Origin of the sequence: Dactylosporangium sp. CA-139114, assembly GCF_050955725.1 — a bacterium.
GTDB lineage: Bacteria > Actinomycetota > Actinomycetes > Mycobacteriales > Micromonosporaceae > Dactylosporangium.
On the sequence record NZ_CP192080.1, the window covers coordinates 2,567,747 to 2,578,495 of the forward strand.

Sequence of the window (10,749 nt, forward strand, 5' to 3'; positions counted from 1 at the left end):
CTCCGGGCCCCCCGGTGGCGCGGTCGCTGAGTGTGATCTGCGACCGGATAGGGTTTCGCCGTGACCGACGACTGGCGGGAACAGAGGGCGCGGGCGGTGGCCCATCACGGGGCCGAGCTCGAGCGCCGCCGTGAGGCCGAGACCGAGCAGGCCAGGGCCCTGATCGCCGAGTTCGTGGCCGCCGCGCGCGAGTCGGGCCCGGCGCCGGAGCCGCTGCGGGCGCGCTCCTACAGCGGGCGGTCCTACCGCACGGGGCTGCGGGGGTGGTACCTCAATCCCGCCCGCACCATCGCGATCGCGCAGGACGGGGAGTACTACTCGCTGCTCGTCCCGTCGTCGGTGAAGGCGCTGCTCGTGGGGGCCGACCCGAGCCCGCAGCCGCCGCGCCTGATCGTCGGCGAGGGGGCGCGCGACGGCGAGTCGATGCCGCTGGCGGCGCTGCTGCGGCGGCTGCTCACCCGGTCCGGATGAAGCCGGCCGGCACCGCTTCGGTCAGCCACACGCCGTTGTCCGACCGGTAGAAGAGGTGCCCGGCGCGGGCCATCTCCCCGGCGAGGACCGTCAGGATCACGACGGCGCCCCCGCGGCGGGCCCCGACCCGGCGCGCGGTCGCGCTGTCGGGTGACAGGTGGACGTGGTGCCGGCCGCCCCGGTTGAGTCCGGTCGCCTGGATCGAGGCCAAGGCGGCGGCAGCGGTACCGTGAAACAGCACTTCGGGCGGTTCCGCCTCGGCCAGCCCCAGCTCGACGGGGACCGAGTGCCCCTGGCTGGCCCGGATGCGTTCGACGCCGTCCTCGCCCACGGCTACGGCGAAGCGCTGCTTGTCGTTGCCGCCGACCACCTCGTCCAGCGTGGCCCGGTCGATGCGCATCGCGGTGAGGAACTCGGCGACGGGCACCCACCCGGCGGCGTCGAGCGTCAGCCCGACCCGTGCGGGCTCGTGGCGCAGCGCCTTGGACATCCGCTTACTGATCTTGACCAACTGCTGGTATTCCATGTCGGACCCGATTGTGCGCCGTCCTGCGGGCGGGGGCCACGGCATTTCCGGCGTCACGGCGCGTTGCGCGGCCCGTCCAGGACGACCCGGACCGCCGTCGCGCGCGTCCCGGACCACCTCGGTCACGTCGACCCCGGCGCCGCGGCCCGCACCAGCCGCGTGCTCAGGCGAGCCGGGCGCGCAGGTGCTGCCCCCGCGCGGCGGAGACCTGCTCGGCCACCGCCGCCCGCACCAGGGCGCTGCGATGCCGGACGTGCCCGCCGGGCCCCTCGACGAGCAGGTGCGCGTGCACCAGCTGGTCGACGGCCCCGAGCACGTCGTCGAGCTCCAGCCCGCCCGCGGCCGCCACCTGCTCGACCCGCAGCGACCCGAGCGCCGCGGTGAGCCGGAGGATCTCCCACGCCGCCGGCGGCATCCACCGCGTCCGGTGCCGAGCCAGGTGCATGGCGACCTCGCCGCCCAGCCGGGGCCCGAGCTCCCGCGCCGCGGTGACCAGCCCCGGGATCCCGCCGGTGGCCTCGAGCACGTCGTCGGGCAGGTCCGCGTCCGTCAGCGGCGCCGGCCGCAGCACGAGGTCGGCGTCGAGCGCCCCGAGCGGCCGTTCGGCGATCGCCGACGGGTAGCGGTACGACACCACGACCCGCACCCCGCGCTCCCGCAGCCACCGCAGCTCGGCCACGGAGTCGGCGTCGAGGTGCTCGGCGTCGTCGATGGCGACGACGGCCCGCACGGCTCCGCGCGGCAGCCGGCCGGCGATCTCGTCGAGCTCGCCCGGCGACAGGTGCCGCCGCTCGGCCATGGCCGCGTCGAGCACCGCGTCGGCGGGCGCCCCGAGCTGGTGCAGCACCGCGCGCAGCCACCCCAGCCGCAGCGCCCCGCCCGGCCCGGGCCCGCGCCCGAGCCCGACGACGTCCGGGTACAGCTCCCGCAGCCGCCCGAGCAGCGCCGACTTCCCGGCCCCGGCGGGCCCGGCGACGTGCACGACATCGGGTCCGGACGCGAGCGCCTCGAGCTCGGCGACGCGCCCGACGAACCCGCCGCGCTCACCCCCGGCCGCCTCCCGGACCGGCGCCACCGCCGCTTCGCGGGGCGCCCGGCGCCGGTCCCCGCGCCGCCGCTCGAACGCCGGCGGCCCGCCCTCCAGCGTGGCGACCAGCGCATCCCGCAGCGCCGTGGTGGCGGCGGCGGGCGCGATCCCGAGCTCGTCCGTCAGCGCGCGCACGCACCGCTCGTACCACCGCAGCACCTCGTCCTTGCGCCCCTGCCCGGCCACGGCCCGCATCACCACGCGGTAGCCGCGCTCGGCGTACGGATCGAGCTCCAGCGCCTGGCGCCCCAGCCGCAGCGCCCGCCCCGGATCGCCGTCGACGCCCCGCTCGGCCAGGTCGAGCTGCGCCGCGACGAGCGCCGCCCTGACCTCGCCCCGGGCCGGGGCCGCCCAGTCCGCGTACTCGTCCTCGGCGAACGGCAGATCCTTCGCGAGCCGCACGATCTCCTCGCGCACGTCCATCCGGTCCGGCTCGGCCTCGGCCGTGCGCGCCGCCGCCCGCAGCTCGGCCAGGTCCAGCCGCGCGCGGTCGGTCGCGAACACGTATCCGCCCGCCCGCGTCACGATGAACGACCGCGCCGTCGGCACCCCCGGCTGCAGCGCCCGCCGCAGCACCGACACGTAGTGCTCCAGCGCCGCCGCGTGGTTGCCGGGCAGCTCCTCGCCCCAGACCGCGTCGGCGAGCGCGTCCTTGGACTGCACCCGGTCGTGCCGCGCCGCGAGCACCCCGAGCACCTGCCGGGCCCGGCGGGGCAGATCCTCGCCGGTCAGCCGCCGCGCGCCCGCGTCCGCGGGGTCGATGATCTCGATCGTGCCGAGCACCCGAACGTCCACGCCGCCGGATTCGGCAGCCCCGCGGGGGATCTGAGTGCTCCCATCGGTGCACTTCAGGTTCACCACAGCCGGACGTGAGGTCGCCCTGCTTGGCTTGGCGGATGAAGCACACCGCCGCCCAAGCCGGCGCGGCCATCCGCCTCGGCTGGCGCATCGCCCTGGCCGCCGTCCTGCTCACCGCTCTGGCCGCCGGCCTGATCCTGACCGTCATCTCCGCCGCCACCTGAACCGGCGCCGCACGCCGTCACCCGGCCGCGGGTTCAGCAGAGCGGAAGGTCGGCGCGCGCCACGATGAGCCGGGGCGCCGTCATCCGCCACGCCTCCGTGATCAGGTCGGCGAGCTCGTCCTCGTGGGCCTTGCGCAGGCGCACCTGGACCCAGCCGATCCGCCCGGACGCGCGGGCCTTCTTGTACGCCCGCGGGTCGTCCTCCACGAGCGCGGCCTGCTCCTCCCGGGTCGCCTTCACGAGCATCGTCAGGTCGTCGGCGCACAGGTACGCGAACGCCTTGTCCCGGACCCGGAACCCGAGGTGGTTGCCGTGCTGGCGCTGGTCGACCTCGGGCAACAGCAGAACCATCCGTAGCGCCTCGTCGGCGCTCACCCCGCGTACGGTCCGCAATCCCATGACTCTGATGTAACAGGACGGTACGACACTTTTCCCGGGATCCGATTTTCCCCATTTGGCGACTTTGTCGGACCCCTCCGCTCGAATCCGCATTGCCGCAGGTCGGGGGCGCCGCCGCGAAAAAATGTCGGTGGGGGTCGCTAGTGTGTCGCCCGTCGGGACGGATCACGAGGGGGCCGACGGGCGATGAGCGAGGACCGGTTCGTCACACCGGCCGGGTGGCGCGGGCACCTGCTGCCGCGCCGGGACTGGATGCCCGTGCCGTATGCGCCCGAACCGGGCGCCGCGGCCGGCCTCGCCCGTCTCGGCGCCGAGCCCGGCCGCACGCCGCCCGGCGAGGCGACCCGGTGAGCGGCGCGGCCGGGGCCGGCGTGCCTGGTGCCGGCGTGCTTGGTGCCGGGGACGGTGCGGGTGGGGCGGGCGTCGTCGAGGTGGAGGGGATCGAGGCGGTGGCGGAGGCGGCGACGGTGCCGGCCGGCGCGGTGCAGCGGCCCCCGGCCGAGGTGCGGCATGCGGATGAGCTGCGGCTGCTGGCCGAGACCGACGCCGGGCCGCGGCCGCCGGGGTGGGTGCTGAGCCTCCCCGCGGCCCGGCGGTTCATCGTCGGGGACCCGGGCGCGGGGATCAGCCGCAAGTTCGTCGGCGATCCGTCGCTCATCGACCGGGCGCTGGTGTCGCTGGCCACGAGCCGGGGGCTGATGCTCGTCGGGGAGCCGGGCACGGCCAAGTCGCTGCTGTCCGAGCTGCTCGCGGCGGCCGTGAGCGGGGTGTCGACGCTGACGATCCAGGGCGGGGCGGCGACGACCGAGGACCAGATCAAGTACTCCTGGAACTACGCGCTCCTGGTCGCCGAGGGGCCCTCGACCCGCTCGCTGGTGCGGGCGCCGCTGCTGCGCGGGATGGCCGAGGGGCGGGTGGTGCGGTTCGAGGAGATCACCCGCTGCCCGCTGGAGGTGCAGGACAGCCTGCTGTCGCCGCTGTCGGACCGGGTGCTCGCGGTGCCGGAGCTGACCGGGCCGGACGCGATGGTGTTCGCGCGCGACGGGTTCAACGTCATCGCCACGGCCAACACCCGCGACCGGGGCGTCAACGAGATGAGCGCGGCGCTCAAGCGCCGGTTCAACTTCGAGACCGTGTTCCCGATCCCGGACCTGCAGACCGAGCTCGCGCTCGTGGAGGCCGAGGCGGCGGCCCTGCTGCGGCGCTCGGGGGTGACGGCGCCGCCGCGGCGGGACGTGCTCGAGGTGCTGGTCACGACGTTCCGGGAGCTGCGGACCGGGCGCACGGCCCGCGGCGACTCGATGGACCGGCTCACGGCGGTGATGAGCACGGCCGAGGCGGTGTCCGTCGCGCACGCGGTCGGGCTGCGCGGGTGGTTCCTGCGCGGGGAGCCCGGCACCGCGGCCGACCTCGTCGCCTGCCTCGCCGGCACCGCGGCCAAGGACAGCCCGGAGGATCTCGCGAAGCTGCGCCGATACCTGGAGCAGCAGGCGACCTGGCGCGGTGGCGAGCAGTGGCGGGCCCTGCACGCCGCCCGGCACCAGCTGCCGGGCTGAGGCCCGCGATGACGGCGGCATGCCTCGAGACGCGCGACCACGGCCCGGCGCGCCCAGGTGCCCAGCGGGAGTTCGCCGTGGTGACGGCGGCGTGCGTCGCGGCGGGGGCGCCTGGGACGCCGACCGGCGGGAGGGGCGACGCGCGATGACGGTGACGTTCATCGGGGTGCGCCACCACAGCCCGGCCTGCGCCCGCCTGGTCGGCGCGACGATCGCCGCGCTGCGGCCCGCCTACGTGCTCGTCGAGGGGCCGGCGGACATGAACGAGCGCATGGACGAGCTGCTGCTCGGGCACACGCTGCCGATCGCGGTGTTCAGCAGCTACCGCGACGAGCATCGGCACGCGGGGTCGTGGGCGCCGTTCTGCGAGTACTCGCCGGAGTGGGTCGCGCTCACCGCCGGCCGCGCCGCGGGGGCCGAGGTGCGCTTCATCGACCTGCCGGCCTGGCACGAGGCCCTGGCCGGGCGCGAGAACCGGTACTGCGACGCCGAGGAGCGCTACGCCGAGGCCGTCGACCGGCTGTGCGAGGCGTTCTCGGTCGACAACGTGGACTCGCTGTGGGACCACCTCTTCGAGATCGAGCCCGCCACCGCCGCCGGCCCGGCGCATCACCCCGACGACACCCCGGCGGTGGGCGCGACCGCGTCCGGCAGCGCGATCGAGGCGCGGCTGGCGGCCTACTTCGACCTGCTGCGCGGGGAGTCGGAGGCGAGCGAGGGGGACCGGGCGCGGGAGGAGTACATGGCGCGATGGGTGCGGGCCGCGCGACGCGAGGCCGGAGGGCGGCCCGTCGTGGTGGTCACGGGCGGGTTCCACCGGCCCGCGCTGATGCGGCTCACGGAGCGCGACCGCGCAGCGGCGGGCGACGGCGCGCCGGTGGACGGGTGGCCCGCGGCGCCCTCGTTGCCGCACGGGGCCGTCGGCGGGAGCTACCTCGTGCCGTACTCGTTCCGGCGGCTCGACGCGTTCGCCGGGTACCAGTCGGGGATGCCGTCGCCGGAGTACTACCAGCGGCTGTGGGAGTCCGGGGCGCAGGCGGCGGCCGACGGGCTGGTCGGGGCCGTGGTCCGGCGGTTGCGCCGGCGGCGGCAGGGGGTCTGCACCGCCGATCTCGTCGCGGCCCGGGCCTGCGCCGCCGGGCTCGCGCTCGTGCGGGGCCATCGGCACCCGGGGCGGGCCGACATGCTCGACGGGCTGGCCGCCGCGCTGGTGCGGGACGCGCTGGAGGAGCCGTTGCCGTGGGCCACGCGCGGGCGGCTGCGGGCCGGCACCCACCCGGTCGTGGTCGAGATGGTCGCGGCGCTCAGCGGGGACCGGGTCGGGCGGCTGCACCGGGCGACGCCGCTGCCGCCGCTCGTGCACGACGTCGCGGCGCAGCTCGAACGGGAGGGGCTCGACACGGGCGGGCCGGTCGCGCTGAGCCTGACGGCGCCGGACGGGCAGCGGCGCAGCCGGATGCTGCATCGGCTGCGCGTGCTGGCCGTCCCGGGGTTCGAGCGGCGGCACGGGCCGGCCACCGGGGTCGATCCGGTGCTGGACGAGCAGTGGACGGTGCGCGAGCACGAGCATCGGCTGCCGTCGCTGATCGAGGCGGGGGCCTACGGGGCGACCCTCGAATCGGCCGCGGCCGCCCGGATCGCCGAGCGCGTCGCGGACGCGGGCGGGAACGTGGGGGCTCTGGCCGGGGCGCTCTTCGACGCGGCCCTGTGCGGCACGACGCGGCTCTCCGAGCAGGTGCTGCGCGACCTCGGGCTCGGCATCGCCTCGGCGCAGGATCTGGGGGAGCTGGGGCGGCTGCTCGGCGTACTGCTGGCGCTGTGGCGGCACGATCGGCTGCTCGGCACCGCCGGGTCCGCGGCGCTCGGGGTGGTCATCTCGGCCTCGCACGATCGGCTGCTGTGGCTGGCGGAGGGGGCCCGGGGGGCCTCGGCGGCGGCCGACCCGGGGCGGATCGGGGCCGTGGTCGCGCTGCGGGACGTCGTGCGGCACGCGGGGTCGCAGCTCGGGCTCGACCGGGCGGCGGCGCTCGGGACGATGGCGCGGGTCGCGGCAGGGCGCGACGGCCCGCCGGACCTGCGGGGCGGGGCGTTCGGGTTCGGGTGGGCGCTCGGGGCGCAGGACGACCCGGTGCGGGCGGTGCGCGGCGCGGGCGGCGTGGTGGCGCTCGGGGACTGGCTGTCCGGGCTGTTCGCGGTGGCGCGGGAGGAGGTGCTGCACGCCGAGGGGGTGCTCGATCTGCTGGACGAGATCGTCTCGGCGCTCGGGGCGGAGGACTTCCTGATCGCGCTGCCGGCGCTGCGGCAGGCGTTCGCGTATTTCCCGCCGCGGGAGCGGGAGACCATCGCCGAGCACGTGCTGGCGCGGCGCGGGGTCGCGGGGTCGGGGCGGGCGATGCTGCGGGCGCCGTCCGTCGACGCGGAGTCGCTGGCGCGGGCGGCGGTGCTGGAGTCGCGGGTCGACGCGGCGCTGGCCCGGCACGGGATGCTGTCGTGACCGGCGAGCCGGCGCGCCCGGCCGACGCGAACGCCGCAGGGGGCGCCGCGGTGCCGGGCGGGGCCGACCCGGGGCTGCAGCGGTGGCGGCTCGTGCTCGGGCACGCCGCCGACGGGGCCCTCGGCCGGGGGGTGCTCGACGGCGCCGGGGCGGGGCAGGACGCGGCGCTGGAGTGGCTGTACGGGCGGGACGAGGAGCTGCGGCGGCGCGGGGTCCGGGGCCGCGGGCGGCACGGCGGCGACGGGCCGTCGGTCCTCACCACCGTCGACTGGCTCGACCAGATCGCCAGGCTGTTCCCCAAGGAGACCATCGAGCGGCTCGAGCGCGACGCGGTGGAGCGCTACGAGATCCATGACGTGGTGACCGACCCCGCCGTCCTGGCCCGGATCGAGCCGAACGAGACGCTGCTGCGGGCGGTGCTGCGCACCAAGCACCTGATGGATCCCGAGGTGCTGCGGCAGGCGCGGCGGATCGTCGAGGCGGTCGTGCGGCAGCTCATGCAGCGCCTCGCCACCGAGGTCCGGCGGGCCTTCACCGGGGCGCGGTCGCGCACGCCGAGCCGGTTCCGGCTGGCGCGGGACTTCGACGTGCGCCGCACGCTGCGGGCCAACCTGGGGCACTACCGGCCGCGGGAGCGCAAGGTGTACGTCGAGCAGGCGTACTTCTTCTCGCGCACCCGACGCCACGTCGAGCGGTGGCAGCTCGTGCTGCTGGTGGACCAGTCCGGGTCGATGGCCGGGTCCGTGATCCACGCCGCCGTCACGGCCGCGTGCCTCTGGGGGCTGCCGGGCGTGAGGACGCACCTGGTCACGTTCGACACCGACGTGACCGACCTGACCGGCGAGGTCGACGACCCCGTCGAGGTCCTGATGAAGGTGCAGCTCGGCGGCGGCACCGACATCGCGCGGGCGGTCGCCTACGGCACCCAGCTGATCGAGCAGCCCCGCCGGAGCGTCGTCGCGCTCATCAGCGACTTCTACGAGGGCGGGGACCAGGCGCAGCTGGTGCGCGGGGTGCGGGCGCTCGTCGAGCAGGGCACCACGGTGCTGTGCCTGGCCGCGCTGGACGAGCAGGCGGACCCGTCGTACGACCCGGACACGGCCCAGCGGCTCGCCGACGCCGGGGCCGGGGTGGGGGCGATGACGCCGGGGGAGCTGGCGGCGTTCGTGGCGGAGCACGTGGGCCGATGAGGGCGGACGTGCTCGCGCTGACGGCCGGCTCGCTGGCCGCGCTCACGAACCGGGGCCTGGTCAAGCGGGCCACCCGCGAGGTCGAGGCCGCGCCGCCCGGGGTCGCCGAGGACGCCGACGGCACGCTGCGGGGCAGCTTCGCCGACGGGGCCGCCCCGGCGCTGCCGACCGGCGGGCTGGAGCGGGCCACCTGCACGTGCGGGGCGGCCGGCGTGTGCCGGCACGTGCTCGGGCTGATCCTGGCGTACCAGGCGGCGGGCGGGTCCGGCGAGAAGCCGGCGGGCGGGGATGCGCCGGCGGGCGGCACCGGCGAGGCGGCCGCCGGGGCCGTCGGGTGGTCGCCGGGAGCGTTCACCGACGAGCGGGTCGCGGAGCGGATCGGGGCGCGGATGATGGCCGCGGCCCGCCGGGCGCGGCGGGCCGGCTACCACGCGCGGGTGATCCGGCCGAGCGCCGCCGACCCCGTCGCGCGCGTCGACCTCGGCTCGGCCACCGTGCGCTTCCTGGTCCCGCACGACCTCGGGTTCGTGCACACCGACGCCGTGGCCGGGATGCGGGACGACGTGATCGCGCTCGCCGTGTGGGCGTTCCGGGAGGCCGACCGGCAGGCGCCGGGGCAGGCCGACGTGCGGGTCGACGTCGGCGAACCGGCGACGGAGCGCGGCGAGGGGCCCGGCCTCGCGGCCGGGCTGGCCACCGAGGTGCTGCTCGGCGGGGCGGTGCAGCTCGGGGCCGGGATCGTCGGCGGCATCGCGGACGTCACCCGGCGGCTGGAGCGCGACGGGCTGCGGTGGCCGCTGCTGGCCGTCGGGGAGCTGGCGGAGCAGCTGGAGGCGTACCGGGACCGGGGCAGCGGGTACTCGCCCGAGCGGCTGGCCGAGCTGGTCGGGGAGCTGCACGCGCGGGCGCGGGCGGCCCGGGGGCTCGGCGGCGGGGCTCGGGCCCGGGTGCTCGGCACCGGGGAGGCGGCCGAGACGGCACTGCGCCGGGTCCGGCTCGACGGGCTCGGGTGCCGCGTCGTGGCCGCCGGGAGCGCGGCGACGGGGGACGAGCGGCGGGTCGTCGAGGTGTACCTGGCCCACGCCGACACCGGCACCGTGCTCGTGCTGCGGCGGGTCTGGGACGGCGACGAGCCCGGGGCGCGGCTCGGCCGGCGGCGGCTCGCCGGGTCGAGCGTCGGGGCGCTCGCGGCCGGCACGCTGGTGACGGAGTCCGCGGTGCGCAGCGCCGGCCGGGCCGTCCGGCTGACGACGAGCCGGGTCGCGAAGGCGACCGTCACGGCGTCGCGCGGCGCGTGGGACCGGCTCCCGGCCACGCTGCTCGTGCGGGACCTGGCCGCGCTCGCCGGGGAGCTCGACCGGCTGCCGCCGCGGGTCGTCCGGCCGCGGATCGAGGCCGAGCTGGTGCGCGTGCTGGAGGTCGCGCAGGTGCACGCCGTGGCGTACGCGCCCGGGGCCCAGCGTCTGCGGGCCGGCCTCGCCGACCGGCACGGCAACCGGGCCGTCCTCACCGCGACCCACACCGCCGCCGCCCCGGGCCGCCTCGACGCCGTCGCCGAGGCCCTCGCGGCCGGGCCGTCGTTCGTCAGCGGGGTGGTGCGCAAGACCAGCGGCGGGATCGAGATCGACCCGCTCGCGATCGTGGCGGGGGCCACGGTCGTCGTCCCGGACCTGGGCGAGGCCGGTGCCGGGGAGCTCGCGCGGCCGGACGGCGTCGGCAAGGAGCCGCTGGCGGAGGCGCTCGACCACGCGATCGCCACGCTCGCCGAGATGCCGCACCGGGGACTGCGCCACCTCCCGCCGGGCTTCGGTGACCGGCTGCGCAAGGCCGGTGACGGGCTGCACCGGGTCGGGCTCCACCGGGCCGCGGCCGCGCTCGAGACGCTCCGCGACGCGCTCGGGCCCGACCCCGGCGAGGCGGTGGTGAGGGCCTGGGTCGATGCCCATCTGCGACTGACGGTGACGGCGGAACTGCGGTAGCGCAGTGCCGTTCGACACGTCCGTG

The 10,749-nt window shown here is 77.3% G+C and carries 10 protein-coding genes; 7 read left to right on the forward strand and 3 right to left on the reverse strand.

What is annotated here, in order from left to right; genetic code table 11:
* Positions 1 to 60 precede the first annotated feature (60 nt).
* Positions 61 to 471, forward strand: a complete 411-nt coding sequence (locus tag ACQP2P_RS11610; RefSeq protein ID WP_433615448.1) for a hypothetical protein — start codon at positions 61 to 63, stop codon at positions 469 to 471.
* Here the strand turns inward: ACQP2P_RS11610 and ACQP2P_RS11615 are convergent.
* Together ACQP2P_RS11615 and ACQP2P_RS11620 are read right to left on the reverse strand one after the other, a co-directional pair.
* The gene (locus tag ACQP2P_RS11615; protein ID WP_433615449.1) at positions 455 to 997 is read right to left on the reverse strand and encodes an RNA 2'-phosphotransferase; all 543 of its coding nucleotides are present in this window, start codon (positions 995 to 997) and stop codon (positions 455 to 457) included. The two genes, ACQP2P_RS11610 and ACQP2P_RS11615, sit on opposite strands and share 17 nt — an antisense overlap.
* 163 nt (positions 998 to 1,160) lie before the next feature.
* Positions 1,161 to 2,879 carry a BTAD domain-containing putative transcriptional regulator gene (locus tag ACQP2P_RS11620; RefSeq protein ID WP_433615451.1) on the reverse strand — a complete coding sequence of 573 codons (1,719 nt, stop codon included), beginning with the start codon at positions 2,877 to 2,879 and terminating at the stop codon, positions 1,161 to 1,163.
* Positions 2,880 to 2,980: 101 nt separating this feature from the next.
* Here ACQP2P_RS11620 and ACQP2P_RS11625 point away from each other — a divergent pair, with 101 nt between their 5' ends.
* On the forward strand, positions 2,981 to 3,106 hold the full coding sequence (locus tag ACQP2P_RS11625) for a hypothetical protein (RefSeq protein ID WP_433615453.1): 126 nt from the start codon (positions 2,981 to 2,983) through the stop codon (positions 3,104 to 3,106).
* Positions 3,107 to 3,139: 33 nt separating this feature from the next.
* On the opposite strand, the gene ACQP2P_RS11630 is transcribed toward ACQP2P_RS11625, so the two are convergent.
* The gene (locus ACQP2P_RS11630; RefSeq protein ID WP_433615455.1) at positions 3,140 to 3,505 is read right to left on the reverse strand and encodes an MmcQ/YjbR family DNA-binding protein; all 366 of its coding nucleotides are present in this window, start codon (positions 3,503 to 3,505) and stop codon (positions 3,140 to 3,142) included.
* Between the two features lie 186 nt (positions 3,506 to 3,691).
* Between ACQP2P_RS11630 and ACQP2P_RS11635 the strand changes: the two genes are divergently transcribed.
* The 5 genes from ACQP2P_RS11635 to ACQP2P_RS11655 all read left to right on the forward strand — a co-directional run bounded on the left by ACQP2P_RS11635 (position 3,692) and on the right by ACQP2P_RS11655 (position 10,724).
* Complete coding sequence (locus ACQP2P_RS11635; RefSeq protein ID WP_433615457.1) at positions 3,692 to 3,856, forward strand: hypothetical protein; 165 nt, start codon at positions 3,692 to 3,694, stop codon at positions 3,854 to 3,856.
* 80 nt (positions 3,857 to 3,936) lie between these two features.
* Positions 3,937 to 5,061, forward strand: a complete 1,125-nt coding sequence (locus ACQP2P_RS11640) for an ATP-binding protein (protein WP_433619101.1) — start codon at positions 3,937 to 3,939, stop codon at positions 5,059 to 5,061.
* Between the two features lie 145 nt (positions 5,062 to 5,206).
* A complete protein-coding gene (locus ACQP2P_RS11645; protein ID WP_433619102.1) occupies positions 5,207 to 7,555 on the forward strand; it encodes a DUF5682 family protein in 2,349 nt (782 codons plus the stop codon).
* A gap of 50 nt (positions 7,556 to 7,605) precedes the next feature.
* A complete protein-coding gene (locus ACQP2P_RS11650; protein ID WP_433619104.1) occupies positions 7,606 to 8,745 on the forward strand; it encodes a VWA domain-containing protein in 1,140 nt (379 codons plus the stop codon).
* Positions 8,742 to 10,724 carry an SWIM zinc finger family protein gene (locus tag ACQP2P_RS11655; RefSeq protein WP_433615458.1) on the forward strand — a complete coding sequence of 661 codons (1,983 nt, stop codon included), beginning with the start codon at positions 8,742 to 8,744 and terminating at the stop codon, positions 10,722 to 10,724. The genes ACQP2P_RS11650 and ACQP2P_RS11655 overlap by 4 nt, the downstream gene beginning before the upstream one ends.
* The last annotated feature ends 25 nt before the right edge of the window (positions 10,725 to 10,749 follow it).

Excerpts from the sequence above, each read along its gene's own strand:
- ACQP2P_RS11630 (WP_433615455.1), bottom strand. The coding sequence starts at position 3,505 with ATGGGATTGCGGACCGTACGCGGGGTGAGCGCCGACGAGGCGCTACGG.
- ACQP2P_RS11635 (WP_433615457.1), top strand. The coding sequence starts at position 3,692 with ATGAGCGAGGACCGGTTCGTCACACCGGCCGGGTGGCGCGGGCACCTG.
- ACQP2P_RS11645 (WP_433619102.1), top strand. The coding sequence starts at position 5,207 with ATGACGGTGACGTTCATCGGGGTGCGCCACCACAGCCCGGCCTGCGCC.
- ACQP2P_RS11615 (WP_433615449.1), bottom strand. The coding sequence starts at position 997 with ATGGAATACCAGCAGTTGGTCAAGATCAGTAAGCGGATGTCCAAGGCG.
- ACQP2P_RS11655 (WP_433615458.1), top strand. The coding sequence starts at position 8,742 with ATGAGGGCGGACGTGCTCGCGCTGACGGCCGGCTCGCTGGCCGCGCTC.
- ACQP2P_RS11625 (WP_433615453.1), top strand. The coding sequence starts at position 2,981 with ATGAAGCACACCGCCGCCCAAGCCGGCGCGGCCATCCGCCTCGGCTGG.